The organism is Alicycliphilus sp. T452 (assembly GCF_054512775.1).
The window spans coordinates 73,966-100,501 of sequence record NZ_JBTNEH010000019.1 but is presented as its reverse complement, the minus strand read 5'-3'; the positions used below and the strand labels follow the sequence as shown (position 1 = coordinate 100,501).

Here is a 26,536-nt window from a genome sequence, read left to right as displayed (position 1 = left end):
AGAAAGGAGATCGAAAAGCAGCAGACCCGATAGACTTATCCACAACCGAGTAGCCAGAACATCCATCAACCCAGTGGCTCAGTATTCGACGTGATCACTGGCTCAGTTGTGCTGATGAATCAACAGCACCGCCGACCTCGGCGATCATCCGTTCGGTCTGGCCGACGATTTCCGGGTGCAATCGGCGCAGGAACTGGTTCACCTCCAGATACTGGTAATCCCGATCCGGGGTGAAGCCGACTGTCTGGTACGCGCGGATCAGACTGCCGAAGCGGTGCGCATAAGCCGCTGCCGAGGGCATCCCTTCGGTTTCATCGATGATCAGGCCGGAGAGATAACCGTGCCGCTGGTACAGGCTGCGCAGCTTTTCGATCAGCTCTTCGTCGGTGTATCGATGTGCCCGTGCGCGCAGGATGCCTTGTGCGGTGTAGAACAGGTCAGGTGGGACGATGCCCTCGAACGCGCCTTCCTTCTTGATCCACATCTCGGGGCTGTTGACCACCCGATGCTTCTTGAGCTTGAAGGAGCGCCTGTTGTAGACGTTGTTGCCGATGTATTTCTCGTTGGACAACACCTCCCGCACGGTAGCGCGCGTCCAGTCACGACCGAGGTCGGTGCAAATGCCCTGGGTGTTGAGACGTTCGGCGATCTCCGATTCGGTCAGGTTGTCGTCGACGAACCAACGGTAGATCCGGTTGACGACGGCGACCTCCGCATCCGGCCCAGGCTGCAGGATGACGCGGTCGGTTTGCAAACTCTTGTGCTCGCCGCGCGAGAGTTCACTCTTGACCGATCCGGACTGGTCGATCAGCACACGTCGCAGGCCATAGCCTGCGGGCCCGCCTTGGCGGTACCCCAGTTCGATCAGGCGGCACTGCCCTGCGAAAACCTTGGCCGACAACTCCCGGCTGTATTCACCGGCCATCGCGCGCTTGACGCCCTTGACGATGGTGGACACGGGCGACCCGTCGTTTTCGAACTGTTCGGCGCAGTAGGCGACCTGAATGCCGGCGCGGCGGCAGATGTACTCGTAATAGGCGCTCTCGTCGGCGTCCTGGAACCGCCCCCAGCGGCTCACGTCATAGACGAGGATGATCTGGAAGTCTGCGTTGTCCGTTTCGACGTCCCTGATCAATTGCTGCAGCGCCTGACGGCCATCGATGCGCAATCCGCTCTTGCCTTCGTCGGCGTAGGTGCGGACGATCTCGATGTTGCGCCGGGTGGCGTACTCGCGGATTTTGTCGCCCTGATTCTCCGTCGAGTACTGCTGGTGCTCGGTCGACATCCGCACGTATTGCGCGGCCCGAAACACCGGGCCCGACCCCGGCGGGTGTGGAGGAGGTTCGATCTCTTGCATAGGCCCGGTCACTCTGTGATTGGTGCTCTCGGGTCCGCCACTCCATTCAATGCATGCGCTGCCGCCTGATGGCGAAAGCGCATACGGTCGGAATCGTTGCCATGCAGAACATTCGAGAGCCTGTTTGGGGTCGACGTTACGGGCGGACTGCCGAGGTGTCGATCAAGTCCTCTCTTGACACGTCTATCTTGCACGGACACGTCGCGCAGACCGGCGTGATCTCGACGACCCAGGAATCGCCGTTTCCCCTCGGAAACGCCGGGTGTCGGGTGATGCGGTATAGGCCGGTTGGCAGGTCGCACACGTCCATCTTTGCAAGATCGACATCTGCCTCGTTGGCATCCCGCAGACGCTGGCGCTCACGGTTGCGCTGTGCGTACTCGGGCTGATCGTCGCGGTAGTTGCGCCAGTAGTCCTGATTTCGCTGCGACCACGCCTGTTGGGCTGCGCGCTGGTTGATCCGGTAGTCGGGATCGGACTGGAGCTTGGCCCGTTGCCACTGGCGCTTGCGGGCACGCTGGCAGTCGGGTGCGGAACAGTAGGCCTGGTCGGGAACTTGAGGGCGGGGCACGAAGTGCACGCCGCAGCAAGCGCAGTGCTTGGTCGTCATTGGTGGGCTCCATACAAAATTCGTATGGAAACCCGCGAGCAGATTGGTTATTTCTGATCGCCCACCTTATCCGGCAAATCTCCTGTCAGCCAGGCCACGAAGGTGGCCAGTTTCAGCGCACGCTGCAGGGGCGTCCTGGACATGTGCGTGGACGCGATCACGCGAAACGCAGGAATGCCGCGATCAGGCCCAGGAAAATGGCGCCCTGCACTTGGGGACTCCGGGGCGTTTCACCCAGCAGCCATGTAGCGTAGGTTTCGCAATTGCGGTCCAGCAGTCGGTAGGGGCCCCGGTGCTGCAGCGATAGGGTGAGCCGCTGCATGATTTGCGCCCGCTGCTCGGGTGCGGCGCGTCGGATTTCTTTGATGGGCCGACCTTGTGCGAACTCCGCGAAGGTCACGACGTGTTCGCCGTCAGGGGTCAGGTGCGCGACGTTACCGTCGGGCAGTTGAACGCCCCAGTGTTCCCCCAGGCCAGTCAGCTTGGGTCGAGAAACGATTCTGATCGGATGGATGTTGAAGAACAAGAGAGCCTCCTGATGTCGTCGTCTGCATTGACGCAGCGCCCCGGCCGATGCCCGCGCAGGGCGGGCATCGGGAGGCAGCAACGATTACTTGCTCTTTGACTTGCTGGAGCTGGCCTTTTGGGTCAGTGCCGATGCCGCCACGGATTTGACGGATGCAGGTGTGCGTGGATTGCTCAACAACTTGGCGGCTGTCGATGCCACGCGGGCGGAGGTCTGTTCGTTCGTAGGTTTCTTGGAGGACATGGGATTTTCCTTATCAGTTCGCGGAAAGAGGGAAAGACGGGAGTCAGGTCCTGCTGATTCCCGCCCGGGATGGATCAGGCAAACAATTGCATCTGACCCGGATGCGAGCGCCAGTGCTGGCACACAGCCTCCCGGCGTCCGAACCGGAACCGGGTGTATGCGCGCACGAAGACGCTCTTCCATCGGTGGTAGGCCATGGCCAACTCCTCATGAAAGTTGAGGGGGTTTGGGCTTGCCAGCACACCGCGAACTGGTAAAATCCGCTGTCCGTTCAAGACATGATGTGCATGGGTGGTTTGGTAGCCCCCTATTCACCTCACCAAAGGCTCTGGAGTGTTGGTAGCACTTCAGGGCCTTTTTCTTTGGTGTTGGCGGCTGGGCACTGGCCCAACTGCGGCAACACCGTGATGCCTGCCGGCACGGGCACTGACTCGATAGCGAGTTCGATTCCGTACTGGCAAGTGGATTCTATGATAATCCCGAAAAAGGATCAATGCAAATGATCAATTCCCTTTTTGGGACTTTTGTTCATTGATCCAGTAGCTGACTGACCTGTCCCGTCTTGCCGATGAGGTGCGAGAGCAGGCGGAAGTTCTTCTCTTCGTGGCGCAGACGTCCTGCCACGATGGCCGGATGCACGCCGATCTCATCGGCGAAAGCAATGGCGTCTTCGGACAGAAGCGTTGTCCGCACTTTAGCGGTGCGCCAGCTCTTTTCAGGGATCAATGCTTCCCCGGCCATGGCATCGGCTTCCGCTTCGACCTTTTGGGGATTGCTGCGATCCAAGTCGTCGATGAACACCGGGGCCTCGGCTGTCAGATGCTTGGCAACGTGCGCCAACTCGTGGAGCAAGGCAAACCAGAAGTTGTCGAATCGGTCATGTCGCAACGTCAGGGCGACGATCGGTCGATCGTTATCGAGCATTGCAGCGCCATCGAGGAAGGTGCGTTTGAAGTGCTTTTCGATGACTAGCGTGATGCCGTGGCGCGCAAGGTACTCGCGTGCAAGTTTTGGCCCCTCATCGAATGTGGACAGCTTGGCCAGTTCACGCATCCAGGCCAGTGTGATGGTTCCGTGCTTGTACTCTCTGACGGCGTTGACGGCTCGCGCTTGCCGCAAGACGCACATACGCCAAGCCAAGAGAGCCATCTCATCTGCTTTGCGATCCCCGCGCTGATGCATCGGAGCGCGCAGAAAAGCCGGACTGACTTGCTTGGGCAGCAGGTCTTGCATGAATTTCCTGACCAGATCTTCGGCGTATTCTTTGAGACGCTGTGCATTCCCTTCGAAATCCCCGAAGCAGCCTCGCTCCAGCATTTCCTTGAGTGGGAACCGTGTGAAGTCCATCTCCGGCTCCTGATCGACGACCGAACTGTCCGTTTCGACGTCTTCGATCAGGATGTCTGCGGGGATGCCCAAGCCCTGGTTGAGTCGGCGGATCATGGGCAGGGACAGTGGGCGCTTGCGCGACAGCACCTCCGAGACCTTGGAGATCGAGCCGATGTAAGGGATCAGATCCTTGCGGGAGAGCTGCATCTGATCCATGCGGAAAAGAATCGACTCGATCGGGTCGGCCTTGACCGGGGGAACGGTTTGGCGTTCGAAGTCCTGGATGACCAAGGCCAGCAGCTCGAGCTCGTTTTCTTCTTTAGAGTTGGCCTTGGGGTCGAGCGACATGAGCGCAGACAAGCGCGCCATCGCTGCTTCGTAGTCTTCCGCACTCTTGATGATCTTCACATTCATCGCCATCTCCACCTGTCGTTTGCTTGCCTTACACACGTCTGCCTAGAACTTTTTCTTGTCGTACTCGGCATGTGTCCCGACCCACTCCACCACCACCAGTCCGTTCTGATATCGGACCTTAACCACAAGCCGATATGAGTTGCCCTTGATGTCAAAGATGACTCTGTTGTCGGCCAAGAAATCCGCGCTTCTGTATCTGCGCTTGATGTCATGCGACGTTTTCCAGTTCTCACGCTCGACATCCGTCTGCCACGCGTCCAGTGGCCCACGCGAGGCTGCATGATCTTTTTTGAACGCCTCGAGGATGGGCAAACCCAGAATTCGCATGTAGGGACGATGTGTTCATGGTCAGGCTTGCATTGTATTTCCCAAAAAGGGAAATGTCAATGGCGGACCTCGATGAAGCGAGGGAAGTCGGTGCAAACCAGCGACCGGCGGACAGTCACCAGGGGCATGTTCGAGAGGTTGGCAGGAAGCTCGTGAGCCCGACACGGCGCTGCTCGACATCACGTAGTTGCTGGATAGCGGGGTAATTGGGCCAAATCGTCGAATCCACGCCCTCAAGACCCATGCAGTACTATCTGATTCTGAAAGCGGACGCGGGTTCGGTTCCGTGTTCCACCACCACACCAACGTCCAAGGGCGTTCGCCGACATCCGGCGAACGCCCTTTTTCTTTGAAAAATCAACGTTCTACAGTGCGCTGAGGTGCGGTAAGGTGCGCCTGCATCCAGGCCGTCACCGGGGAACAAACCGGGGAACAACCGGGGTAAATTCCGGGGAACGGGGTTTTGTTCCCCGGTCTCCCCTGTTCCCCGCCCTGGGGGCTTGCCATGCTGACCGATGCCCACTGCCGTAGCGCCACCTGCCCGCCCGACAAGAAGCGCGCCCGTTACGCCGATGCCGGGGGCCTGTACCTGGAGGTGAGCACGTCTGGTCCCGGCGCTGGTTCTGGAAAACCTACACCGATGGCAAGGAAGGCCGCATGGCCCTGGGCAGCTACCCGGCCGTGGGCCTGACGGCCGCCCGCAAGGCCCGGGACGCGGCCAAGCTGCAGAAGGCGCAGGGCGTCTAACCCGGTGCAGGCGCGCAAGGTGGAAAAGCTCAAGGCTACCAACCCAGCCGGCGATACCTTCAAGGTTGTGGCGCTGTGGACGATCCCGGCCGCATGCATGAAGCGGGGCAAGGACGGCAAGGAAAACGGCGATCCGCACTTGGTGCCCCTGTCCACGCAGGCCGTGGCCGTGCTGCGCGACCTGCACCCGTTGACCGGGCATGGCGCCCTGGTGTTCCCCGGCGAGCGCGATGGGGCATCGTGTCGAAACGCGACGCGAATTTGGCGAAATCAGCGAAATTTGTGTCGTGATAACGGCTTACCCGTGATTTCTCGGGGCGAAATGAGCGAAATCAGGTGTCAGTACAATCGGTCGTCTCCTATGTGGGCAATAGTTGCGACAAGCGCAGCTACTTGTGCGACAATTTCGTTTATCTGATCGCTCCGGGAGGTTCAAATGTCCGAACGTATCAACGCCCGCCTGTCGCAACCCTTGGCTGAATTCGTGGATCGAATGGTCGGCGAGGCGGGTCTTTACGAAACGCCCAGCGAATACGTGCGCGACCTGATTCGCCGCGACATGGAACGGCGCGACGGTCAGTTTGTGCAGGACGCCATCCTCGCTGGTTACCGAGACTTGGCGGCGGGCCGCGTCTTTGCGTCCAGCGGCGACTTCAAGACCGACATGGCGGTGCTCGACCGCAAGGAAGCCGATGGCTGGCAATGACGTGCCATCACCCGCCACGTTCCTGCTGACTCGGAATGCGGCGCTGGATTTGCGCCGCATACACATGCGGTCACGCCGCGAATGGGGCGATGTCGTTGCCGACCAGTACCTCTCCGATCTGTACGCGGCAATGGGCGTTGCTGCCGCCAACCCGGAAAAGGGCCGCTTGCGGCAGTACCGCTCGGCTCCGTTTCTAATGGTTCCGGCGCAGCAGCACTTCGTGATCTGCGACCTCGTGCCGCAAGGCATCGCGGTGCTGACGATTCAACATCAGGTGCGCGACATCGAAACCCTGATCGCGGAACTGACCCCGGCCTTCCACGTCGAAGTCGAGCGGCTGAAGCGCAAAGCCTGATTGCGTCCGCCCACGCCCGCTGCATTGCTATTTCGTTGACAAAGATGGAATTGGACCCGTCAACCATCCGCCACGACATCAACGTCCAAGGGCGTTCGCCGACATCCGGCGGACGCCCTTTTTCTTTGGCCAAGCCGCTACGCCGTCGCCCGGGCTGCGGGCAATGGCGGACGCCGCCCCGGAAGCAGCAGTGCCACGCCGGATGCCACCATCAGCAGCGCGCCCGACAGGCCGAAGGCGAGCCAGTGCGTGCCGAAATGCTCGTAGCCCCAGCCGCCCAGCCAGGAGCTGATCATGGCCCCCACCTGGTGACCCACGTAGACCCAGCCGTAGAGCACGCCCACCAGGCGCACCCCGTAGACGTCCGCCAGGATGGCCGACGACAGCGCAATGCTGCCCGCCCAGGCGATGCCGCCGATCACCGAGGTGCCGTACAGCTCCAGCGTGCTGCCCGCGAGCAGCAGCGAAAAGAAACCCACGCCGCGCACGCAGTAGATGGCGGCCAGCAGCTTGCGCCGCGGCAGGCGGTCGGCCAGGCGGCCCAGCACCAGAGTGCTGGGAATGGCCACCAGCCCGATGAGGCCTATGCCTAGGGCGCTGGTGGTGGCGTCGAAGCCATGGTCCATCAGCATGGGCATGCCGTGCGTGCCCAGCAGGTTCATGCTGAAGCCGCAGGCGAACATGCCCAGCGTGATCTTCAGGAAGGTGCTGGTGCGCATGGCCTGCAGCACCGTGTAGTGCTGGCCCACGGGTGCAACGGGGTTGGCGGCATGGTGCGCGCCGGGCAGCGGCGCGTCGCCATCGGGCGGCGCCTCGTCGCGTATCAGGAACAGCGCCGCGGGCACGGTGATGACCGCGAACAGCGCGGCGAAGCCCAGCAGCGTGGCCTGCCAACTCGCGTGCTGCAGCGCCAGGCCCAGCGTGGGCGTCATGATCGCGATGCCGGCCATGGAGCCCGTGGACAGGAAAAACAGCGCCATGCCGCGGCGGCGGTTGAACCAGCGGCTGATCACGGGCGTGAGCGCCACCGGGCTGGTGAAGCCGGCCCCGATCGACATGAGGATGCCGAAGCTCAGCAGCAGCTGGAGCGGCGTGCGGGCGTTCACCGCCCACAGCGTGGACCCCACCAGCATGACCGTGCCCGCCAGCAGCACGAAGCGTGTGCCCCGGCGCGCCACCAGCCAGCCCGCCAGCGGCGTGGCCGCGCCATAGCACAGCATGCCCACGGCCACGATGGATGAGAGCGTGCTGCGCGAGAAGCCCAGGTCTTCGGCCATGGGCAGGAACAGCGGGCCCAGGCCCAGGCGCAGGCGCAGGCCCACGGTGAGGGCCGTGAGTACGGTGGCTGCGGCCACGATGTTCCAGCCGAAGTACCAGCGGGGGGCGTTGGGAGAGGTCATGTCCGGTGGCAATCAGCAAAACGGTAGGTTGTACGCGATCTTGCGGCGCAACGTCATACCCGCGGCATCGTGAATGGCGCGGGGGCTGGTCGCGTGATGCGGGCGTCATCGCGTTGGCGACACGCATTGCAGTGCCGGTTGGTCACAATAATCGGTTGCATTCTCAACAGCGGAGACGAATCCATGGCGCGCACCGTACAGCAGCTTTTCGACCTTTCGGGCAAGACCGCCCTCGTCACCGGCGGCTCGCGGGGCCTGGGCCTGCAGATGGCGCAGGCGCTGGGCGAGGCGGGCGCGCGCATCATGCTCAGCTCGCGCAAGGCCGAGGACCTGGAGCAGGCCGCCGCCGAGCTGCAGGCCGCCGGCATCGACGCGCGCTGGATCGCCGCCGACTGCGCGCGCGAGGACGACATCCGGCGCCTGGCCAGCGAGACGCTGCAGCGCATGGGCGACGTGGACATCCTGGTCAACAACGCCGGCGCCACCTGGGGCGCGCCGGCCGAGGACCACCCCCTGGCCGCCTGGGACAAGGTGATGAATCTCAACGTGCGCGGCTATTTCCTGCTGTCGCAGGCCATCGCCAAGCACAGCATGATCCCGCGCCGCAGCGGGCGCATCATCAACGTGGCCTCCATCGCGGGCCTGGCGGGCAACCCCGTCGAGATGAAGACCATCGCCTACAACACCTCCAAGGGCGCGGTGCTCAACTTCACGCGTGCGCTGGCGGGCGAATGGGGCCTGCACGGCATCAATGTGAACGCCATCTGCCCGGGCTTCTTCAAGACCAAGATGACCACCGTGCTCATCGAGACCTTGAAAGAGGAAAAGATGACCGCGCAGGCGCCGCTGCGCCGCCTGGGAGACGATGAGGACCTGAAGGGCATCACGCTGCTCTATGCCAGCGAGGCAGGCAAGCACATCACGGGCCAGTGGCTGGCCGTGGATGGGGGCGTGAGCGCCATCCTCGGCGGGTGAGCAGCCTGCACGGATGGGCATTGGCGGCTATTCTTGCCCCCTTTGTTTTTTCTAGGAGCAGACCGTGCTGGACTTTGGAGCCGACATTCCCTTCGTCAAAGAGCTGGGGTTCACCCTGCAGCGCATGCAGGGAGGGGAGTCAGAGCTGCACTACCAGGCCCGCACCGAGCACACCAACTCCTACGGCGTGATGCACGGCGGCGCCGTCATGACGCTGCTGGACGTGGCCATGGCCACGGCCGCGCGCAGCGACACGCCGGACATGGGCGTGGTCACCATCGAGATGAAGACCAGCTTCATGCGCCCGGCGCGCGGCCCCATGGTGGCCAGGGGCAGGCTGATCCAGCGCACGCGCTCCATGGCCTTTGCCGAGGCCTGGGTGCACGACGCCGAGGGGCGCCTGTGCAGCCAGTCCACGGGCACCTTCAAGTACGTGCCCAAGGCACAGCCGGCGCCGGGGCAGGGTGGGGGCTCCATCTCCACCGATTGATGTTTTGAGCCAAATATGCCCGTAGCGCTTGTGCAGCAAGCGTTGGCAGCTATCGAAATGTGATCAACCCGGCATCCGAGGAGGCAAGACGCCATGCCACGCAACACGCAAATCCTGCTCGACCACCGGCCCCGGGGCCAGGCCTCGCCGGACAACTTCCGTCTGGTCACCAGCGACACCCCTGCGCTGCAGGAAGGCCAGGTGCTGGTGCGCCACCACTACCTGAGCCTGGACCCATACATGCGCGGGCGCATGAACGAGGGCAAGAGCTACGCCGCCTGCCAGCCGCTGGGCGAGGTGATGATCGGCGGTACCGTGGGCGAGGTGGCCGAGAGCCGCCACCCGGCCTATGCCGTGGGCGACCAGGTGGTGGGCATGGGCGGCTGGCAGGAGTGGAGCGTGGTCGATGGCGATGCGCCGGCCATGCTGCGTAAGGTCGATACCCGCCATGTCCCCCTGTCGTACTACCTGGGCGCCGTGGGCATGCCCGGCGTGACCGCCTGGTACGGCCTGGTCAGGATCATCGACCCCAGGCCCGGCCAGACCCTGGTCGTGAGCGCCGCCAGCGGCGCCGTGGGCAGCGCCTTCGGCGCGCTGGCCAAGGCGCGCGGCTGCCGCGTGGTGGGCATTGCCGGCGGGCCTGGCAAGTGCCGCTACGTGACCGAGGAGCTGGGCTTCGACGCCTGCATAGACCACCGCGCGCACGGCGACCTCGCCTCCATGTCCAAGGCCCTCAAGCAGGCCTGCCCCGACGGCATCGACGGCCATTTCGAGAACGTGGGCGGATACATCCTCGACGCCGTGCTGCTGCGCGCCAACGCGTTCGCGCGCGTGGCCCTGTGCGGCATGATCGCCGGCTACGATGGCCAGCCGCTGCCACTCGCGAACCCGGCACTCATCCTCATCAACCGCATGAGGATCGAGGGCTTCATCGTCAGCGAGCACATGGAGGTCTGGCCCGAGGCGCTCGCGGAACTCGGCGGCCTGGTGGCCAGCGGCAGGCTGCGCCCGCGCGAGACCATCGCCCAGGGCCTGGCCGCCGCGCCCCAGGCCTTCCTGGACCTGCTGCAGGGGCGCAACTTCGGCAAGCAGCTTGTCAAGCTGATTTGACGCACCGGCACCGGGGCCGGGCCCGCGGTAGCATGATGCGAGCCTGGCTGTACGCAGCGCCCGCCGGAGTCGCACCGTGACCGAACTCATCCTGCACCACTACCCCGCATCGCCGTTCGCGCACAAGGCGCGCTGCGTGCTCGGCTTCAAGCGGCTGGCGTGGCGGTCCGTCATCGTGCCCAGCGTCATGCCCAAGCCCGACGTGGTGGCGCTGACGGGCGGCTACCGGCGCACGCCGTTCCTGCAGATCGGCGCCGACATCTATTGCGACACGGCGCTGATCTGCGACGTGCTGGAGCACCTGCGGCCCGAGCCCACGCTGTACCCGCCGCACCTCAAGGGCGTTTCGCGCGTGTTCGCGCAGTGGGCCGACACCATGCTGTTCGCCGCCGCCATGGCCTACAACCTGCAGCCGCGCGCGGCCGAGGCGCTGTTCGCCGGCTTCCCCGAGGGCGCGGCCCAGGCCTTCAGCGCCGACCGGCGCGCCATGGGCATGGCGCACCCGCACCCGCAGGACGCGGCGGCGGCCTACCGCTCCTACCTGCGGCGCATCGCCAACATGGTCGAGGAGCATGACTTCCTGTTCGGCAGCGAGCCCTGCGTGGCCGACTTCGCCGCCTACCACCCGCTGTGGTTCACGCGCCAGTGCGTGCCGGTGATGGCGGACATCCTGTCCGCCACCCCGGCCGTGCTCGAATGGATGGACCGCCTGGCGGCGCTGGGCCAGGGCCGGGCCGAGAAGCTCAGCGCCCAGGACGCCATCACCGTGGCCGCGGGCGCCGTGCCGCAGCCGCTGCCGCCCGAGGCCTTCCAGGACGAGCATGGCATCGCCCTGGGCAGCCGCGTGAGCATCGCCGCCGAGAGCTTTGGCACCGAGCCCACCGAGGGCCGGCTGATCGCCGCCACCCGCACGCGCTACACGCTGGCGCGCACCGATCCGCGCGCGGGCGACTTGCACGTGCATTTTCCGCGCATCGGCTATGCGTTGCGTCCTGCCTGAATCTGGAGTGTGATCTGGCTATAACGCTTGTGTAGCAAGCGTGGGTAGCTATCTTTTCTAGTTTGGATTATGGGTTTTCATGTTGCTGGCCGGGACTCGTCCCTGCGGGCGACTCCCTTTCTTGCTCGTGCAAGAAAGGAAGCAAAGAACACGCCCCCAAGTCTGCGACCCCTTCGCCCCGCCGCAGGCGCGGCCACAGGGGGAACAGCCACACACGGGCCATCGCTACGCTAGGCCCAGCCTTCGCGGCGCGAAGCGCCTGCGTGCCCCAGGCCGAGTGCAGCGATGGCCCGTGTCGCGGGTTCCCTTCTGGCCGTGCCGAGGAGCGCAGCGCATGGGGTGGGCATGGGCGTCGCAGCGTCCATGCTTCGTTGTCTGACTTGCCGCATTTGTCCGAACGGAGCGCGCAGCGCGCAGTGAGTTATGCGGCACACTCCATGCGCGAGCACCGCAGGTTGCCCGCAGCGAAGCGAAGGGACACGGACAGCAGGGTCGCCTTCTCTTCGGTGACTTTCTCTTGGCGAGACAAGAGAAAGTTACTGCGTCGCCGGGCGCACATCCCGGCCAGCGCCATGAAAACCGGCAGCTCAGACCAAAAAAGATAGCTGTCAGCGCTTGCAGGAAAAGCCCCAGAGCCCAATTCAGTCGAAAGTAAAGGAATGGCTCTTACGGCGCCGGCCGCACCAGCCGCACCACCAGCCGCGTGCCGCGGCCCACGTCGCCGCGGGCCTGGCCGCTGGCCATGTCCACGGCCCAGCTCTGCTGCACCGTCATGCTGCTCTCGCCCGCGCCGCCGCGCATCACGTTGCCGTAGGCGTAGGGGTTGACGGAGCCGGTGTTGACGCTGGCCGTGCCCGTCCAGTGCCATTCGCGCGGCGTGGCCGGGAACAGCCGCTGGTCCACCGATGGCGGCTGCGCGCTGCGGTTCACCAGGCGGCGCAACTCGTTCACGCGCGGCAGGCGCCAAGCCACGCCGCTGTCCTTCCAGCGCTGGCGCGCCAGCGCCTGGGCCTCGCCGTAGGACAGCAGCCGGGCCACGCCGGCGCAATGGCTGCCCGTCCAGCGCATCCCCTCCACGCAGCGCGGCCAAGCCAGGCGTGCGCGCGAATCGATGACCAGCGTGCCATCGGGCGACACGTTCAACGTGGGCGGCTGTGCGGCCTGTGCGGGCGCGGCTGCACCGGCGTCGCCGCGCGGCGCGGCGGCGGCCGGCAGGGCCAGCGCGGTGCACAGGACCAGGGCGGCATGGCCAGGAAAACGGAGGGTGATGGCAGATGCAGGCATGGCAGCGCCATTGTCGGCGCGTTCGCGCGAAGCCAATGGCCCGATCAGAAGGGGCTTGCAGGCCTTTATGCGGCCGCTGGGCAGGATGCGGCGAGTCTGGAGACAATCGGGCGGATGCCCACGTCCGTCTTGCCGCGCATGGCCCCGCCGCCAGGGTCACTCCACACCTTGCTGCTCTGCCCCCGGCCCGGAGGCCGGCGATGAGCGCCCGCCCGGGCATCGCCCCGGTCATCGGCGACGGCCTGGCGCAGCCCGCGCGCCGCCAGGCCATGCTGGTCATCGTCCTGGGGCTGACGCTGGCCGTGCTCGACACCAGCCTCGTCAACCTGGCGCTGCCCGACATTGCGCGCCAGCTGCAGTCCAATGCGGCGCAGTCGATATGGGTGGTCAACGCCTATCAGCTCGCCACGCTGATCGTGCTGCTGCCGCTCGCGGCCCTGGGCGAGCGCATGGGCTACCGGCGCGTGTACCTGGTGGGCATCGCGCTGTTTTCCGTGGCGTCGGTAGGCGCCATGCTGGCCGCATCCATGCCGGCGCTGATCGCCGCGCGTGCCCTGCAGGGCCTGGGCGCGGCCGGCGTGATGGCCGTGAACGCGGCCCTGGTGCGCCTGATCTATCCGCGTGCGCGGCTGGGCCAGGGCATGGCCATCAATTCGCTGGTGGTGGCCACGGCGTCCATGGCCGGGCCGTCGGTGGCGGCGGCGATCCTGTCGGTGGCGTCCTGGCCCTGGCTGTTCGCCATGAACCTGCCGCTGGGCCTGGGCGTCTGGTGGCTGGGCCGGCGCGCGCTGCCGGTCAACCCGCCGTCGCAGCACGATGGGCCGCGCTTTTCCGCCATCGACGTGCTTCTCAACGGCACCATGTTCACGCTGATCTTCCTGGGCGGCGCGCAGCTGGGCGTGCGCGGGCAGGCCCAGGGCGCGGGCGGCGTCGCGGGCGGGTGGCTGCTGGCCGCCGGCCTGGCCGTGGGGGCCGTGTTCCTGCGGCGCCAGTGGCGCCTGGCGGCGCCGCTGTTTCCGGTGGACCTGCTGCGCATACCCGTGTTCGCGCTGTCCATGGGTTCGTCCGTGGGGGCGTTCTGCGCGCAAACGCTGGGCTTCCTGGCCCTGCCGTTCCTGCTGCTGGAGGCGCAGGGCCGCAGCCACCTGGAGGCCGGCCTGCTCATCACCGCCTGGCCGCTGGCTACGGCCCTGGTGGCGCCGCTGGCGGGACGCATGATCGGCCGCTACCCCGACGGCCTGCTGGGCGGCATAGGCATGGCCGTGTTCGCGGCCGGCCTGCTGTCGCTGGGCCTGATGCCGGCGCAGCCGGCCGACTGGAACGTGGTCTGGCGCATGGCGCTGTGCGGCGCGGGCTTCGCGCTGTTCCAGTCGCCCAACAACCACACCATCGTCAGCTCGGCCCCGCTGCACCGCAGCGGCGCGGCCAGCGGCATGCTGGGCACGGCGCGTCTGACGGGCCAGACGCTGGGCGCGGTGGTGCTGGCGGCCATCTTCGCGCTGCGGCCGGGGCATGACGGCAGCGCCGAGTCCCTGGCCTTGCTGCTGGCCGCGGGCTGCGCGTTCGCGGCCGGGGTGTGCAGCTCGCTGCGCGTGCGTGCCTGATGCAGCAGGGGGCCACAGCTTCTGCCTTGGTATGGCTGCGCCGCGACCTGCGCTGCGACGACCATGCCGCTCTGTACCACGCGCTGCGCCGCTTTGGGCGGGTGTACTGCGCTTTCGTCTTCGATACCGACATCCTGGACGCGCTGCCCACGCGCTGCGACCGGCGCGTGGAGTTTATCCACGCCAGCGTGCTGGAGCTGCACGAGGAACTGGCCGAGCTTGCCGCCCGAAGCGGCGCCCCGGGCAGCGGGCTGATCGTGCGCCATGGCCCGGCGCCGGAGTGCATCGTGCGGCTGGCGCGCAGCCTGGGCGTGCAGGAGGTGCTGGTCAACCGCGATTACGAGCCCCAGGCCATCGAGCGCGACCGGCGAGTGGCCCGGGCCCTGCAGGCCGCGGGCATCGCCTTCAGCGACTACAAGGATCAGGCGCTGCTCGACAGCGACGAGGTGCTGAACCAGCAGGGCCGGCCCTACAGCGTGTTCACGCCCTGCAGGCGTGCATGGCTGCAAAGGCTCGATGCCTTCCAGCTCACGCCCTACCCGGTGGCGCGCCATGCCCGGCACCTGGCCGCGCCGCCCGCGGGCGGGCGCCTGCCCACGCTGCAGGAGCTGGGCTTTGCGCGCACCAACCTGCACGAGCTGCCCCTGCCCACCGGCATGCACGGCGCGCAGCAACTGCTGAAGGACTTCGTGCCGCGCATGGCGGCGTACCACGAGGCACGCGACTACCCCGGGCGCAAGGGCGTGTCCTACCTGTCGGTGCACCTGCGCTTCGGCACCGTGTCCATCCGCCAGCTGGCGGCGCTGGCGGCGGCCCAGGCCCGGCTGGGCTGCGCGGGCGCGCAGACCTGGCTGTCGGAACTGGCCTGGCGCGACTTCTACTTCATGATCCTGTGGCACCACCCGCAGGTGGTCACGCAGTCGTTCAAGCCCGAGTACGACCGCGTGCAGTGGGACGATGCGCCCGAACTCTGGCAGGCCTGGTGCGAGGCGCGCACCGGCTACCCGCTGGTCGATGCCGCCATGCGCCAGCTGCACCAGACGGGCTACATGCACAACCGTCTGCGCATGGTGGTGGCGAGCTTTCTGACCAAGGACTTGGGGCTGGACTGGCGCCGGGGCGAGCGCCATTTCGCTGCGCACCTGAACGACTACGACCTGGCGGCCAACAACGGCGGCTGGCAGTGGGCCGCCTCGACCGGCTGCGACGCGCAGCCATGGTTCCGCATCTTCAATCCCGTCACGCAGTCGCAAAAATTCGACCCGCAGGGCCGCTTCATCCGCCGCTACCTGCCCGAGCTTGCGCGCGTGCCGGATGCGCACATCCACTTTCCCGCCGCCATGGGGCCGGTCGAACTCGCGGCCTGCGGCCTGCGCTTGGGGGTGGACTACCCGCTGCCCGTCGTCGATCACGCCCGGGCCCGCGAGCGCACCTTGATGCGCTTTCACTTCCTGGGGGCCGGTGGCGGCGATTGACGAGGCCGTGCGCCGTTCGAGGCTGCGCTGCCACCAGCCGCGGGCAGCCGTGCAGGCACCCCTCAATTGGGCAACTGGATTTCCGGCTCCCCGTCGCTGATCTGGTATTTGCGCATCTTCTCCCACAGCACCTTGCGGCTGATGCCCAGGTGCTGGGCCGTGTTCTGGCGTTTCCAGTCATTGGCGTTCAACGCGGCAATGATGCGGTTGCGCTCCTCCATGTCCCAGTTGCGCCGGCTGGCCGCCAGGCCGGCATCGCCGGCCTCCGAAGGCAGGGGGACGACCGACAGGCTTTGCGCTTGCTGGAGAATGCGTTCGGTGGCCCCATTGGCTGCCCAGTTGCGCGTCTGGCCTACGGCCACGCCAATGCGCTCTGCCAGATTGCGCAGTTCGCGCACATTGCCGGGAAAGTACATCTGTGCCACCAGATTGAGCATGAAGAGTGGCGGATCTCCCAACTCGGCCAGCATGGTTTCGCCCAGCACCTTGCGCAAGATGCTATGGAAAATGGCCAGCTTGTCGCCCTCGCCACGCGCCTCCAGGCTCGGGACCTGCAACTCGATCACGGCCAGGCGGAAGAACAAGTCCGCGCGGAACTTGCCCTCGCGCACCAGTTCGCGCAGCGGCTTGTTGGTGGCAGTGACCAGCCGGAAGTCCAGGCGCACCAGCGAGGTGGAGCCCAGCCGCGTAACCGAACGCTCCTCCAGCACGCGCAGCAACTTGACCTGCTGGTAGAGCGGCAGATCGGCGATCTCGTCGAGGAACAGCGTTCCGCCGTTGGCCTGCTCCAGAAAGCCCTTGTGCGCCGTCAAGGCGCCCGTGAATGCGCCCTTGGCGTGGCCGAAGAACAGCGATTCGAACAGGCCGTCGGGAATCGCGCCGCAGTTGACCACCACGAACGGCCCCTGCCCGTAGTACCGGTTGTGCTTGTGCAGCCGCGCGGCAATGAGCTCCTTGCCGGTACCCGTCTCGCCGCTGATGAGCACGCTGTGCTCGCAGTCGGCGAACGTATCCACGTCATGCAGCAGCCGCTGCATGCAGTCGGCCACGGCAACGATCTCGTCCGAGCGCTGCTCCTGGCGCCGGGAGCTGCGCATGCGCCGCATGATGCGGACCAGCATGGCACGCAGTTCGGCTCCCGTGAAGTCGTACGGCAGCACGTGCGAATACTCCATGGCATAGCTGCCCGGATTGACCTTGCGCTGGTTGGCGTTGACCCATAGCACGGGCATGCCGAACGTGCCTTCCACCGTCTGGCTCGTGAAGCTCCCGCCTTCCAGTATCGTGCTGCTGACGATGGCAAGCGCATTGCCCAGCATGCCGGCATCGGCAGGCAGGCTCAGGCCGTCCGCCCGCACCACCTCCGTGCCCAGGTTGACCACGCAGCGCTCCACCCGTTCGGCAATATCGGCCTGGCCCTCCCAGACATAGATGACCAAATCCTCAAGATTCACTATGTTCTCTTTTTCAAGAATGTGGATAAAGGTTATTTCTGATCAATCGACGAGCTGTGCCTGGTTGCAATAAGCCCAGAGTAATTACACGTCGGCTGCGCTCCCTCTGTGCCTGGGTTGAGCACGCCGTGTACCACCCGTTCGGCGATATCGGCCTGGTCTTTACAGCCATGAATCACCAATTTTTCAAGAATGATGGCGGGGTTCATGATCGGGCAATGATATTTTTTGATAATTCATTTGACCAATTGGGTGGTGCTGCATTGAATGTCTAGAGCGTCCACCTGGGTTTGTCCTAAATCCAGGCCAAGAAGTTCATGCAGAACAGGTCCAGAAAGAAAGCTTCCCACACCATTCAATAGAGGGAGAAGCGCGGGCTTCAAGACCGTACTGACCAGGCCTGTGACGACGCCTAAAAGATCTAGGCCGATTAATTTCACTTCGAGGTTTGTCACCAAACTTGAAACTGTTGTTCCTATTTGCAGATTGTTGATATTCGTCATGCGTGATTCACCTGACTTCATATTTGCCAATAGTTGACTGGATGTTGGTAGAAGATTGGCTTCCGATTTGACTGTGGCCAATCCAAGCAAAAGAGGGACAGGGCTGCAGGTGGTGCCTGATGGGTTGAGATCGCCTAAGCAAATCTTTCCAATCGAGGAGTTAACTCGAATGTCAACGGTTTCGGGTTTCTGGTTGCAGGATATTTTTTCTAGGCCACCTTCCCCATTGATGAGATCTGCAGATAATGGAAAATTCAGGAAACCAGGAATACCGATTGTCAGATTGAGGCGAACCTGCGAGTTGTATGCTTTGGTAATGGCTGGATTGGATGCAGGTCCAATGGCAATGGATGGCGGGGAAGTGATTCTCAGTTCGGAGCTGGCAAGATTGAGTAGGCTGAGTTTTGCTCCCAATGCCATCCCTCTGTCTTTGGAGCCTATAGCCAGGGCAGTACCGATGACGTCAAATGCTCTTACCTGTACATCGGCAGCGTTTCCCAATTTTCCTCCGCCCAGCGAGGCAAACGTGAAAAGTCCAGGTGATGTAGGAGTGCCAATCAGTGGAATTTGCACGTTACCTATACTGGTACTGATTTGTCCCAGTATGTTTGTGAATATATTGGCGGTTTGTTCCCCAATCAACGAAACCGATGTTGCTTGTATGATGCTTGCGACACTGAATTTGGGTATTTGGGTGACTCCTGCTGGAGTAAGTGCGCCTAAATCAAGATTGACGCCAAGCGCCTTCAAAAGACCTGCTGGAGTGGTTTTCGCATTCAAGACGCCACTTGAATTTAGGGCGCATAGGTTAACTCCTGTCAAGTCACCGAGCAAAGTGCCACAGAGCAACTGGGCTCCCACGGAAAATTGAGCAATCGGCTCGCTTCTGGTGGCGATAGCCGTAGCACTTATTATTCGATCACCGGTGAACGGAACCAATTGCAGGCTTTGGCCCGTCAGGGTAACGCTGGCTGCGTTGTATGTACCACCGGTGCCCTTAACCGAAAGGAATCCATTGTTGGTGCTCCAGGTGCCGCATTTCACTTCGGGGGATGCGCCTTGGTGCGTGACGCCGAAAGGCCATTGCTTGGTAACGCTTTGCACGCCTGCGGCATTGGCGTTGGAGCAGTCGGTTGCGCCTTTTCTGAAGGCACCAGCAGACTCCAGGGCAGCCAGATCGGCAATGCGCTGCAAATCCCGCTTGGTGGAGTACATGTAGCCTATCTGCACAACCCCCAGAACGGTCAGCAGAACCAGGGTCAGCAGGGCGAACTGGACCAGGATCGAGCCTTTCTGGGTGCGGTGGCGCAGCAGGGGAAGGCGGTATTGCATGGTGGGTTCTCCGCTTCTTCAGGTCCTTGACGGAAAATGCACCACGATCTTGTTGTTGATGCTCAGGCTGGTGGATTCGCCTAGCAGCGGCAGCAGCCGGTATTGCACGTCGAAGCTGGTGCTGCACTCGGATGCATTGCATGCACATGGTGCGAGATCGCTCATGGTGAAGTCCTCCTCGGACAGGCGGTTTTCGTTCAGATAGCTTGTGATGATGGGCAGCACCAGGCTCTTGACCTGGGCCAGGTTCGTGCAGGCGCCGGAGCCGCTGGTCATCAGCGTCAGCACATGGCGCGCGCCGTCGCCCGCCGCACGGTACAGCGATTGCTGGACCTGAAAGGCACGCCAGAACACGGTCAGGCCTATCAGCAAGGTGAGCATCAGCATGGCGATGAGCGCGAATTCGATGGCGGCTACGCCGCGTTGGCGGCCGCTTGCCGGCAAGGCGTGGGCGGGGCGGTGCATCATCAGAGTGGCCTCCAATCAATCAAAATGCCTGCTTGGGCCTCAAGGGTTTCGGGCAAGATCAAGCCCAGCCCGGGGATGGCGGGGGCAATGGCGTTGTCTCGATAGTTGGGGATGGCATATGACACCAGCACCATGCAGGGGGAGGTAGGGCTGCAGGTCTGGGGAGTCGTCGGAGTCGAGCCGTTTTTAAGGTTGGCAAAACTGCAAGTGCTATCGCTGGCTAGGCAAACGGCGAACTTGAAGTCGCTGTTGAATTTCATGGCTGTGGGTAGCCAGTTCAGGCCGTTCTGGATAGCGACGCTTGCGGCGTCTTTGCGGCCATTCCAGTTGGGCGGAGTGCTATTTAGCGGATACCGCAGTGCCGCCCGCGCTCCTTCCTCCACCGCATATTGCATGGACGAGCGCACCAGAAACGTCAATCCGTAGCAGATGATTCCGTACAGCAGCGCAAAGAACACCGGGAAGATGAAGGCCCACTCCAGCGCATAAACGCCGCTCTGGCGGCGGCGCGTGGCGCCGCCGAAAGCCGCTGGTGGATTTTGCCGGTGCATGGTTGCCACTCCTTTGCCGCTGCGCCCGTGCTTACCGGGTGCCGGTATCCATGCCCGTTTCGTATTTTGCGGGGATCGGGGTCTCGAAGCTCTTGAGGTAACGCTGCCAGCTGCGGCCGGCCTGCTCGCCATCGATGGGGCGCGGGCGCACTCCGGGCGTGGAGCGTTGCTGCGCCAGCAATTGCTCGGTGGCCCTGCCCATGTCCAGGCTGCGCAGGGGGAGGGGCACGGGCTGCACGCCGGCAGCGGCCATGGGGGCTGGCTCGGGCAGGGCCTGCGGCGCGGGGGCGGCAGGCGGCAGCTGCGGTCCGGCGGGGGTGGAGGCTTGCACGGCGGCCACGCTGCGGTTCGGCAGTGCGGTAGCGGCCTCGTCGGCAGCCTGGGCGCTCGCGCAGGCCAGCGCCGCCAGCAGGCTGGCGGCCAGGCACAGGGGCGCGGTGCGGGGGAGGAGGGTGCGCAACGGCATGGCAGGTTCCTTAATGCGGGTTGTCGGTCGGGCTGTCTTCTGCGGCCGGGGAGGCGACGGGTGCCGTGTCCTGAATGGCCGTGGCCTGGGCTGGTGCGGGCTTGGGCGGCCTGCGGGTGATGAGCAGGGGCACGGTGGCGTCGCCGGCCTGGATCATGAAAGGCTTGGCCGTGGCCGGCGGCGCTGCCTGCGCGATTGGCGCCGCTGCCACTGCCGCGGCGCGTGCGCGCACGGCTTGCTGGATGGTGGACAGCTGGAGTTGCAGGACGCGTAGCGACTCCTGGTCTATCGGCGCGGGCGTGTTCTTGGCCTGGGGCTGGGACAGGCGTTCCAGCAGGCGTGTGGCTTCGGCCTGCTGGCCGTTGGCCAGCCGGAACAGGGCCAGGTTCAGTTGCACGCGGGCGTTCCCGGGCGCGAGTTCCGCGGCCTGGAGGATGGGCAATTGGGCCGGTGCGAGCTGTCCGTCCAGCATATGGGCGTAGGCCAGGTCGCTGAGCACGTTGGCATCGATGGGCGTGAGCTGGCGCGCCAGTTCCAGCTGCGCCACGGCCTGTGCGTACTGGCCCTGGCTGGCGTACAGCAGCCCCAGGCCGCGCCGCGCGCCTGCGGCCTGGCTGGTGGTGGCGTCGGCTTCGGCCAGCAATGCCAGGTAGGCTTGCCGGGCCTGCTGGTGCTGGCCGGTGTTGCGCAGCGCATCGGCGCGCAGCAGGCGCACGCGCGCCTGGGGGCCGTATTGCTGCTCAAAGGCTTCGGTATGTGCCAGCGAGGCATACCACTGGCCGGCCTGCTGCATTTGCACGATCAGGTCCAGGTAGGTTTGCGCGGTATTGACCTGGGAGGCCTCTTGCGCGGTTTGCATCTGCTGCTGGGCCTGTGCTGCCGTGCTGGAGGGCGTGGCTACGCCATAGCCTTGTTCCGGCTTGCTGGCGCAGCCGGCAAGCATGGCCGCCGCCGCGAGCAGCAGGCTGGCCAGCCGGCGGTATGGGTTGTTGGGATTGTTGGAGTAGTGGCCCGGCATGCTTCAGCGACCTCCCATGCTGGAGAGCGAGCGGATGACGGCCATGAAGCCCGGGCCCGCAGTGATGACGATCAAGGCCGGCAGCAGTGTGAGCACCATGACGCCGGTCATCTTGACCGTGATGGCACCGATCTTTTCCTTGAAGTCGGCCTGGCGTTTCTCGCGCAGGCGGCTGCCGAACTCCTTGAGCGGCTCCTGCACCGCGCCGCCATGCCGGTCCACTTGCACCAGCAGGTTGACGACAGCGTTCATGTCGTCGTCGCCCCCCAGGTATGACAGGCGCTGCAGCGACTGCTCGCGCGTGCGGCCTGTGCTGTGGAGGTTGTTGGCAAGGGCCAGTTCCATGCTGATGACCGGCAGCACGCTGCCGAATTCGCCTGCCAGGATCTGCAGGCTCTGGTCGATGCTCAGGCCCACGCCCTGCAGCAGGCGCAGCAGATCGACGAACAGCGGCAGTTCCTCGACCACTTGCCGGCGCCGCCTGGTTGCCTTGGAGCGCAGCACCCATTTGGGCAGCATCACGCCCAGGCCAAGGCCGACGAATCCGTAGAGCAGCGTGTTCATGCCCTTGGGGGCCAGCAGCGTCAGCGCCAGCAGCGGCAGCACCACGGCCAGCGCCATGCGGCTGGCGAGGAAGGTCAGCCCGCCGCGTGCCAGGTCCAGGCCCGCCTGGTTGAGCAGCTTGCGGTCTTCATCGGCCAGCAAGGCCTTGGCGATGGGAGATTCGCTCCATGCGGGCGGCCGCAGGCTTTCGGCGACCGCCTGGCGTACGTCCGCGCCGGCCTGGCCGTTGCCCGCCGACGAGGCCGGCGCTTGCATGGGGAAGGGGGGCATGACGGTGGCGGCGGCTGCTGCTGCAGCGGCGGCCGCGCGTGCCTGCCGCACCTGCCCGACGCGCGCTTCGGCGCTGGCCGAGTAGTACAGGTGCCAGACCATGGCGCTGGCCAGCAAGGCGACGCCCAGCGCGGCCAGCACCAGGCTGAGGGTCCACATCTGCTGCGAAGTCATGGCAAAGGTCATGGTGTTCTCTTGCGGCGGTGCGTCACTTCAGGCGGGCCAGCCGGTACAGCAGGGCCGAACCGAAGACCTCCAGGCCGGCGGCCGTGAAAATCATCTTGCGGCCTGCCGGGTCGTTCCACATGCGCATGAAGTAGCCTTCGTTGAGCACCATGATCAGTCCGCCCACGACGATCGGCAGCAGCGCCAGGATCCAGGCCGACAGCCGCACCTCCGCCGATAGCGCATGCAGCTCGCGCTCGGCGGACTGGCGGTCGCGGATGTAGTTGGACACGCGTTCGAGCACCTGATCGGCCCGGCCGCCATAGCGTGTGCTCATCCGGAACACGGCGGCGAGCAGGCCGAACTCCGGCAGGCCCCAGATGCGTTCGAGCCGTGCCATGGCCAGCTCCAGGTCGGGCGATACGCTCAGCGATGCCGACACATGCCGCAGCGCGCCGCCCAGCGGCTCGGGCACGTTGTTGCAGGCGAACTGGAAGGCCGCGTGCGACGAGTTGCCGATGGAGATCAGCCGCACCATGTTGTCCAGAAAGCCGGGTAGCTGCGACAGCATTCGGGCGCGCCGCTTGCCCAGGCGCAGCCAGATGCCAAAACAGCACAGCACTGCATACACCAGGGCCACGGCGGTCCCGATGAGCGCGCCGCCACGCAGCGCGGCAAGCAGCGCCAGCACCAGCCCGGCAGCGCCCAGCAGCACGAACGTGCGCCGCGCGATGCCCCAGGCGCTGTAGCCCAGGTGTTCGTCCAGCCATTGCCGCAGCCCGTCGGGCGCGGGCTGCGCCGCGCCGGCGGCGGGCATTTGCGCCGCGGCGGGCGCGGGCATGCCGAACGGCCGGCTCGGCGCCGGGGCGCTGGCTTGCAGATCGCGCTGGATCTCCAGGCTGCGCTGCAGGTTGCCGTCGATGGACTGCCGTGACTGCTGCAGCCGGGCGCGGGCGAACAGCCGCAGCGCCAGGGCCAGCAGCAGGCAGGCGAATGCGCCCAGCAGCAGGGCGATAGGGGTCATCGCACGCCTCCCGCGTCGCTCAGCTGCTGCTGCGCGCGCCACCAGGCCAGCAGCTTGGGTGAGTGCGGCGACAGGCCCATCGACACCCATTGGTCGATCTCCTGCCCGTCCATGCCGATCTGCTGTTCGTAGCGGTACAGCTCCTGCAGCGAGATCATGTTGTCCGTCATGCCCGTCACCTCGGTCAGCGACAGCACGCGGCGGCGGCCGTTGGACAACCGCCCGATCTGCACGATGAAGTCCACCGCATTGACGATCTGGCGGCGCAGGCTGACCTCGCTGCCCTGGAACCCCGCGAACCCGGCCAGCATCTCGGCGCGGTACAGGCATTCGCGCGGCGAGCTGGCGTGGATCGTGCCCATTGAGCCGTCGTGGCCGGTGTTCATCGCCTGCAGCAGCTCCAGCACTTCGCCGCTGCGCACTTCGCCGACGATGATGCGGTCGGGCCGCATGCGCAGGCTGTTGACCAGCAGGTCGCGGATGCTCACGTGGCCCGTGCCGTCGAAGCTGCCGGGCCGGCTCTCCAGCCGCACCACGTGCTCGTGGTTGAGCGACAGCTCGGCCGTGTCCTCGATCGTGACGATGCGCTCGCGGCCTGGGATGAAGCTCGCCAGCGCGTTGAGCAGCGAAGTCTTGCCCGAGCTGGTGCCGCCGCTGACCAGGATGTTGCAGCGCGCCTGCACCGCCATCTCCAGGATCCGGCAGATGTCCTCGTTGATGGTGCCGAGCTTGACCAGGTCTTTCGGTGTCAGCGGGTCCTTGCGGAACTTGCGGATCGACACCGACGGCCCGTCGATCGCCAGCGGTCCGATGATGACGTTGATGCGCCCGCCGTCCGGCAGGCGCGCATCGACCATCGGGCTGGATTCGTCCAGGCGCCGGCCCAGCGGCGCCAGGATGCGGCGCACGATGCGCAGTACATGCTCGTCGTCCTTGAAATGCGCCGTCTCGCGCTGCAGGATGCCGCCGCGCGACACGTACAGGTCCCGATAGCCGTTGACCAGGATGTCCTCGACCTGCGGATCTTCGAGCAGCGGCTGCAGCGGCCCCAGGCCGGTGAGCTCGCGCGTGAGTGCGCCCGCCACCTGCTGGGCTTCGCGTTCGTTGATCGGCACGGCGTGCAGCCGGATGAAGCTGTCGAGTTCCAGCGTCACGAACTGGGCGATGGCCGCCTGCGACCAGCGGCCGAACTCTGCGCCCAGCTCCTCGATGCGGGTGAGCAAATGCTCGTATGCCTGGTTCTTCAGATCTGCAAACAGGCCGCTGTGCTCGAATTCGTCGTCAGCGGGGGCGGCTTGCGCGCCAGAGGCGTAGACCGTGCTCGTCATGGGGAATTCAGCTCCTGCGGATGCGTTGCAACAATGGGGCCAAAAGGCCGGTGGGCGTGGCGTGGTGCTGCGCGGCGCCGGGGTGGTGCTCTTTCAGCAGCAGGGCTATCAGCTTGTCGAGCGCCTGCACGTACGGATCGCCCTTTTGCCGCGGAGACAGCAGCTTGCCGTGGTTCACGGCATCGGCCAGCTCGCGCCGTCGCTCGGGCAGGGTGGCCAGCAGCGGCAGCTGCAGCTGGCGGGCGACCTGCTCGGCATCCAGGGCCAGGTGGCTGTCGTGGCGGTTCACGATCAGGCGAAGCCGCTCGCGTTCGATCTGCAGGGACTCGATCTGGTGCAGCAGTTCCATCGTCCAGACCACGCTGACCACGTTCTGGTCGCACAGCACCCAGATTTCGCTGGCGGCGGGCAGTATCTCGGCCATCAGCTGGGGCGGCGTGTCCGAGCCCAGGTCGAGCACGATGTGGCTGAAGTACTGGTCCAGCCGCTTCAGCAGCGCCCGCGCGTCGCGGTAGGCCTGTGCCTGCACCTGGCGCGGCTGGGGCAGGAGGCGCAGGCCGCTTTCGTGGCGCGCCAGCGCGGTCTGCGCCATGCGCTGGTCCAGCCGCCGCTGCTGTGCCACGGCGTCGCTGAAGCTGAACTCGCCCGGCGTGTTCAGGTAGATCGCGCAATCTCCGCCCGGGCTGCCCAGCTCGATCAGCAGGCAGTCGAGTGCTTCGGCGTCGCCGGCGGGCGCAGCCGCGCCGCCATGCCGCGCGCCTGCCAGGCATTGCTGCAGGTACCAGGCCAGGTGCGCCGCCAGCACGCTGCAGCCCAGCCCCGCCCGCGCCGAAATGATGGCCGTCTGTGGCGCCGGCGCATGCTGCGGGAGGGCGGGGAGACGCTGCGCGCGTGCCAGCAGGTCGCGCATGACCTGCTGGCTGGTGTCGATGGGGCTGTCGATGTCCAGGAAGTCCTGCACGCCCGCGCGCAGCGCGGCCAGCATGGATTCGGCATCCCGGGCCTGACCCACTGCGACGCGCGGCAGTTGCGGGTGCGTGATCTGCAGCCGGGCGGCAAGGGCCGTGGCCGCGGGCAGGGTGCCGGGGGCGAAATGGATCAGCACCGCCTGGGGCTGGTGGCCCTGTATCTGCTCCAGGGCGTCCGGCTCTTGCAGGTGCGCCAGTTGCAGGCGGGCGCCTTCGAGCAGGCGCTGCACCCAGGCCTGCGCCGCAAGGCTGTCGGGCGGGGCTGCATGCAGGAACAGCAGCGAGGTGTCGGGCGCGATGGGCGAAGCACCGTCCTGCACCGGGCGCGGCTCCTGCGCAGGTGCCGTCCAGGGCTGTGCTTGCGGCGGGCGCAAGGCCAGCAGGTCTTCCAGCGTGGCGGGCATGGCGAGCGAAGGCGTGCCAGCTCCTGCGGCCGGCAGCTTGGACATCGGAGGCGAGGATGTGTTCATGGC

At 65.4% G+C, this 26,536-nt stretch carries 28 protein-coding genes and 1 pseudogene; 10 read left to right on the top strand and 19 right to left on the bottom strand.

The genetic code is table 11. From position 1 onward, the window contains the following. Positions 1 to 121: 121 nt before the first annotated feature. From ACX12L_RS16750 to ACX12L_RS16725, 6 genes and pseudogenes are all read right to left on the bottom strand, one after another. Positions 122 to 1,357, bottom strand: a pseudogene (locus ACX12L_RS16750) (recombinase family protein); the annotation flags it as partial. 136 nt (positions 1,358 to 1,493) lie between these two features. Next, entirely contained in the window at positions 1,494 to 1,967 is a 474-nt protein-coding gene (locus tag ACX12L_RS16745; RefSeq protein WP_459263586.1) for a hypothetical protein, read from the bottom strand. A 157-nt stretch (positions 1,968 to 2,124) separates the two neighbouring features. Continuing rightward, entirely contained in the window at positions 2,125 to 2,493 is a 369-nt protein-coding gene (locus tag ACX12L_RS16740; RefSeq protein WP_459263585.1) for a C40 family peptidase, read from the bottom strand. An 84-nt stretch (positions 2,494 to 2,577) separates the two neighbouring features. Continuing rightward, positions 2,578 to 2,736 carry a hypothetical protein gene (locus tag ACX12L_RS16735; RefSeq protein WP_459263584.1) on the bottom strand — a complete coding sequence of 53 codons (159 nt, stop codon included), beginning with the start codon at positions 2,734 to 2,736 and terminating at the stop codon, positions 2,578 to 2,580. A 528-nt stretch (positions 2,737 to 3,264) separates the two neighbouring features. Next, complete coding sequence (locus ACX12L_RS16730; protein WP_459263583.1) at positions 3,265 to 4,479, bottom strand: ImmA/IrrE family metallo-endopeptidase; 1,215 nt, start codon at positions 4,477 to 4,479, stop codon at positions 3,265 to 3,267. A 42-nt stretch (positions 4,480 to 4,521) separates the two neighbouring features. Beyond that, the gene (locus ACX12L_RS16725) at positions 4,522 to 4,806 is read right to left on the bottom strand and encodes a type II toxin-antitoxin system HigB family toxin (RefSeq protein WP_004629355.1); all 285 of its coding nucleotides are present in this window, start codon (positions 4,804 to 4,806) and stop codon (positions 4,522 to 4,524) included. A 657-nt stretch (positions 4,807 to 5,463) separates the two neighbouring features. Here ACX12L_RS16725 and ACX12L_RS16720 point away from each other — a divergent pair. From ACX12L_RS16720 to ACX12L_RS16705, 4 genes are read left to right on the top strand one after another with little or no spacing between them, the layout of a single operon-like run. After that, on the top strand, positions 5,464 to 5,553 hold the full coding sequence (locus ACX12L_RS16720) for a hypothetical protein (protein ID WP_459263582.1): 90 nt from the start codon (positions 5,464 to 5,466) through the stop codon (positions 5,551 to 5,553). A 19-nt stretch (positions 5,554 to 5,572) separates the two neighbouring features. Further along, positions 5,573 to 5,971 (top strand): hypothetical protein, encoded by a 399-nt coding sequence (locus tag ACX12L_RS16715; RefSeq protein WP_459263581.1) that lies wholly within the window; start codon positions 5,573 to 5,575, stop codon positions 5,969 to 5,971. Positions 5,972 to 5,989: 18 nt separating this feature from the next. Beyond that, positions 5,990 to 6,259 (top strand): ribbon-helix-helix domain-containing protein, encoded by a 270-nt coding sequence (locus ACX12L_RS16710; protein WP_459263580.1) that lies wholly within the window; start codon positions 5,990 to 5,992, stop codon positions 6,257 to 6,259. Continuing rightward, positions 6,246 to 6,614, top strand: a complete 369-nt coding sequence (locus ACX12L_RS16705) for a type II toxin-antitoxin system RelE/ParE family toxin (RefSeq protein WP_459263579.1) — start codon at positions 6,246 to 6,248, stop codon at positions 6,612 to 6,614. The genes ACX12L_RS16710 and ACX12L_RS16705 overlap by 14 nt, the downstream gene beginning before the upstream one ends. Positions 6,615 to 6,751: 137 nt before the next feature. Here ACX12L_RS16705 and ACX12L_RS16700 read toward each other — a convergent pair whose 3' ends face one another. Continuing rightward, positions 6,752 to 8,014, bottom strand: a complete 1,263-nt coding sequence (locus tag ACX12L_RS16700) for an MFS transporter (protein ID WP_459263578.1) — start codon at positions 8,012 to 8,014, stop codon at positions 6,752 to 6,754. Between the two features lie 183 nt (positions 8,015 to 8,197). Here ACX12L_RS16700 and ACX12L_RS16695 point away from each other — a divergent pair, with 183 nt between their 5' ends. From ACX12L_RS16695 to ACX12L_RS16680, 4 genes are all read left to right on the top strand, one after another. Continuing rightward, complete coding sequence (locus ACX12L_RS16695; RefSeq protein WP_459263577.1) at positions 8,198 to 8,989, top strand: SDR family oxidoreductase; 792 nt, start codon at positions 8,198 to 8,200, stop codon at positions 8,987 to 8,989. A 64-nt stretch (positions 8,990 to 9,053) separates the two neighbouring features. Next, a complete protein-coding gene (locus ACX12L_RS16690; protein WP_459263576.1) occupies positions 9,054 to 9,479 on the top strand; it encodes a PaaI family thioesterase in 426 nt (141 codons plus the stop codon). Between the two features lie 93 nt (positions 9,480 to 9,572). Next, complete coding sequence (locus ACX12L_RS16685) at positions 9,573 to 10,589, top strand: NADP-dependent oxidoreductase (RefSeq protein ID WP_459263575.1); 1,017 nt, start codon at positions 9,573 to 9,575, stop codon at positions 10,587 to 10,589. 76 nt (positions 10,590 to 10,665) lie between these two features. Further along, a complete protein-coding gene (locus ACX12L_RS16680; RefSeq protein ID WP_459263574.1) occupies positions 10,666 to 11,589 on the top strand; it encodes a glutathione S-transferase family protein in 924 nt (307 codons plus the stop codon). 666 nt (positions 11,590 to 12,255) lie between these two features. Here the strand turns inward: ACX12L_RS16680 and ACX12L_RS16675 are convergent. Next, positions 12,256 to 12,873 (bottom strand): Lcl C-terminal domain-containing protein, encoded by a 618-nt coding sequence (locus ACX12L_RS16675; protein WP_459263573.1) that lies wholly within the window; start codon positions 12,871 to 12,873, stop codon positions 12,256 to 12,258. Between the two features lie 200 nt (positions 12,874 to 13,073). On the opposite strand from ACX12L_RS16675, the gene ACX12L_RS16670 reads away from it, so the two are divergent. Together ACX12L_RS16670 and ACX12L_RS16665 are read left to right on the top strand one after the other, a co-directional pair. Next, positions 13,074 to 14,477, top strand: a complete 1,404-nt coding sequence (locus ACX12L_RS16670; RefSeq protein WP_459263572.1) for an MFS transporter — start codon at positions 13,074 to 13,076, stop codon at positions 14,475 to 14,477. Continuing rightward, the gene (locus tag ACX12L_RS16665; RefSeq protein ID WP_459263571.1) at positions 14,477 to 15,952 is read left to right on the top strand and encodes a cryptochrome/photolyase family protein; all 1,476 of its coding nucleotides are present in this window, start codon (positions 14,477 to 14,479) and stop codon (positions 15,950 to 15,952) included. Before ACX12L_RS16670 ends, ACX12L_RS16665 begins: the two co-directional genes overlap by 1 nt. Positions 15,953 to 16,014: 62 nt before the next feature. On the opposite strand, the gene ACX12L_RS16660 is transcribed toward ACX12L_RS16665, so the two are convergent. The 11 genes from ACX12L_RS16660 to ACX12L_RS16610 are packed head-to-tail and all read right to left on the bottom strand — an operon-like array spanning position 16,015 to position 26,533. Next, a complete protein-coding gene (locus ACX12L_RS16660; protein WP_459263570.1) occupies positions 16,015 to 17,406 on the bottom strand; it encodes a sigma 54-interacting transcriptional regulator in 1,392 nt (463 codons plus the stop codon). Between the two features lie 32 nt (positions 17,407 to 17,438). Further along, on the bottom strand, positions 17,439 to 17,615 hold the full coding sequence (locus ACX12L_RS16655) for a hypothetical protein (RefSeq protein ID WP_459263569.1): 177 nt from the start codon (positions 17,613 to 17,615) through the stop codon (positions 17,439 to 17,441). A 27-nt stretch (positions 17,616 to 17,642) separates the two neighbouring features. After that, a complete protein-coding gene (locus ACX12L_RS16650; protein WP_459263568.1) occupies positions 17,643 to 19,241 on the bottom strand; it encodes a pilus assembly protein TadG-related protein in 1,599 nt (532 codons plus the stop codon). 18 nt (positions 19,242 to 19,259) lie between these two features. Next, entirely contained in the window at positions 19,260 to 19,709 is a 450-nt protein-coding gene (locus ACX12L_RS16645; protein WP_459263567.1) for a TadE/TadG family type IV pilus assembly protein, read from the bottom strand. After that, positions 19,709 to 20,260: a TadE/TadG family type IV pilus assembly protein gene (locus tag ACX12L_RS16640; protein WP_459263566.1), complete on the bottom strand. Its 552-nt coding sequence runs from the start codon at positions 20,258 to 20,260 to the stop codon at positions 19,709 to 19,711. The genes ACX12L_RS16645 and ACX12L_RS16640 overlap by 1 nt, the downstream gene beginning before the upstream one ends. A gap of 31 nt (positions 20,261 to 20,291) precedes the next feature. Continuing rightward, positions 20,292 to 20,726: a DUF3613 domain-containing protein gene (locus ACX12L_RS16635; RefSeq protein ID WP_459263565.1), complete on the bottom strand. Its 435-nt coding sequence runs from the start codon at positions 20,724 to 20,726 to the stop codon at positions 20,292 to 20,294. Between the two features lie 10 nt (positions 20,727 to 20,736). Further along, positions 20,737 to 21,744 (bottom strand): hypothetical protein, encoded by a 1,008-nt coding sequence (locus tag ACX12L_RS16630; RefSeq protein WP_459263564.1) that lies wholly within the window; start codon positions 21,742 to 21,744, stop codon positions 20,737 to 20,739. Between the two features lie 3 nt (positions 21,745 to 21,747). After that, positions 21,748 to 22,764, bottom strand: coding sequence for a type II secretion system F family protein (locus ACX12L_RS16625; RefSeq protein ID WP_459263563.1), 1,017 nt, complete (start codon positions 22,762 to 22,764; stop codon positions 21,748 to 21,750). Positions 22,765 to 22,786: 22 nt separating this feature from the next. Continuing rightward, positions 22,787 to 23,767, bottom strand: coding sequence for a type II secretion system F family protein (locus ACX12L_RS16620; protein ID WP_459263562.1), 981 nt, complete (start codon positions 23,765 to 23,767; stop codon positions 22,787 to 22,789). Beyond that, the gene (locus ACX12L_RS16615) at positions 23,764 to 25,095 is read right to left on the bottom strand and encodes a CpaF family protein (RefSeq protein WP_459263561.1); all 1,332 of its coding nucleotides are present in this window, start codon (positions 25,093 to 25,095) and stop codon (positions 23,764 to 23,766) included. Before ACX12L_RS16615 ends, ACX12L_RS16620 begins: the two co-directional genes overlap by 4 nt. Positions 25,096 to 25,102: 7 nt before the next feature. Continuing rightward, the gene (locus ACX12L_RS16610) at positions 25,103 to 26,533 is read right to left on the bottom strand and encodes a pilus assembly protein CpaE (RefSeq protein ID WP_459263560.1); all 1,431 of its coding nucleotides are present in this window, start codon (positions 26,531 to 26,533) and stop codon (positions 25,103 to 25,105) included. Positions 26,534 to 26,536: the final 3 nt, after the last annotated feature.

Excerpts from the sequence above, each read along its gene's own strand:
- ACX12L_RS16650 (WP_459263568.1), bottom strand. The coding sequence starts at position 19,241 with ATGCAATACCGCCTTCCCCTGCTGCGCCACCGCACCCAGAAAGGCTCG.
- ACX12L_RS16620 (WP_459263562.1), bottom strand. The coding sequence starts at position 23,767 with ATGACCCCTATCGCCCTGCTGCTGGGCGCATTCGCCTGCCTGCTGCTG.
- ACX12L_RS16710 (WP_459263580.1), top strand. The coding sequence starts at position 5,990 with ATGTCCGAACGTATCAACGCCCGCCTGTCGCAACCCTTGGCTGAATTC.
- ACX12L_RS16745 (WP_459263586.1), bottom strand. The coding sequence starts at position 1,967 with ATGACGACCAAGCACTGCGCTTGCTGCGGCGTGCACTTCGTGCCCCGC.
- ACX12L_RS16735 (WP_459263584.1), bottom strand. The coding sequence starts at position 2,736 with ATGTCCTCCAAGAAACCTACGAACGAACAGACCTCCGCCCGCGTGGCA.
- ACX12L_RS16655 (WP_459263569.1), bottom strand. The coding sequence starts at position 17,615 with ATGAACCCCGCCATCATTCTTGAAAAATTGGTGATTCATGGCTGTAAA.
- ACX12L_RS16675 (WP_459263573.1), bottom strand. The coding sequence starts at position 12,873 with ATGCCTGCATCTGCCATCACCCTCCGTTTTCCTGGCCATGCCGCCCTG.
- ACX12L_RS16730 (WP_459263583.1), bottom strand. The coding sequence starts at position 4,479 with ATGAATGTGAAGATCATCAAGAGTGCGGAAGACTACGAAGCAGCGATG.
- ACX12L_RS16725 (WP_004629355.1), bottom strand. The coding sequence starts at position 4,806 with ATGCGAATTCTGGGTTTGCCCATCCTCGAGGCGTTCAAAAAAGATCAT.
- ACX12L_RS16665 (WP_459263571.1), top strand. The coding sequence starts at position 14,477 with ATGCAGCAGGGGGCCACAGCTTCTGCCTTGGTATGGCTGCGCCGCGAC.
- ACX12L_RS16635 (WP_459263565.1), bottom strand. The coding sequence starts at position 20,726 with ATGCCGTTGCGCACCCTCCTCCCCCGCACCGCGCCCCTGTGCCTGGCC.
- ACX12L_RS16610 (WP_459263560.1), bottom strand. The coding sequence starts at position 26,533 with ATGAACACATCCTCGCCTCCGATGTCCAAGCTGCCGGCCGCAGGAGCT.
- ACX12L_RS16615 (WP_459263561.1), bottom strand. The coding sequence starts at position 25,095 with ATGACGAGCACGGTCTACGCCTCTGGCGCGCAAGCCGCCCCCGCTGAC.
- ACX12L_RS16705 (WP_459263579.1), top strand. The coding sequence starts at position 6,246 with ATGGCTGGCAATGACGTGCCATCACCCGCCACGTTCCTGCTGACTCGG.
- ACX12L_RS16645 (WP_459263567.1), bottom strand. The coding sequence starts at position 19,709 with ATGATGCACCGCCCCGCCCACGCCTTGCCGGCAAGCGGCCGCCAACGC.
- ACX12L_RS16695 (WP_459263577.1), top strand. The coding sequence starts at position 8,198 with ATGGCGCGCACCGTACAGCAGCTTTTCGACCTTTCGGGCAAGACCGCC.
- ACX12L_RS16670 (WP_459263572.1), top strand. The coding sequence starts at position 13,074 with ATGAGCGCCCGCCCGGGCATCGCCCCGGTCATCGGCGACGGCCTGGCG.
- ACX12L_RS16640 (WP_459263566.1), bottom strand. The coding sequence starts at position 20,260 with ATGCACCGGCAAAATCCACCAGCGGCTTTCGGCGGCGCCACGCGCCGC.
- ACX12L_RS16685 (WP_459263575.1), top strand. The coding sequence starts at position 9,573 with ATGCCACGCAACACGCAAATCCTGCTCGACCACCGGCCCCGGGGCCAG.
- ACX12L_RS16630 (WP_459263564.1), bottom strand. The coding sequence starts at position 21,744 with ATGCCGGGCCACTACTCCAACAATCCCAACAACCCATACCGCCGGCTG.
- ACX12L_RS16720 (WP_459263582.1), top strand. The coding sequence starts at position 5,464 with ATGGCCCTGGGCAGCTACCCGGCCGTGGGCCTGACGGCCGCCCGCAAG.
- ACX12L_RS16700 (WP_459263578.1), bottom strand. The coding sequence starts at position 8,014 with ATGACCTCTCCCAACGCCCCCCGCTGGTACTTCGGCTGGAACATCGTG.
- ACX12L_RS16625 (WP_459263563.1), bottom strand. The coding sequence starts at position 22,764 with ATGACCTTTGCCATGACTTCGCAGCAGATGTGGACCCTCAGCCTGGTG.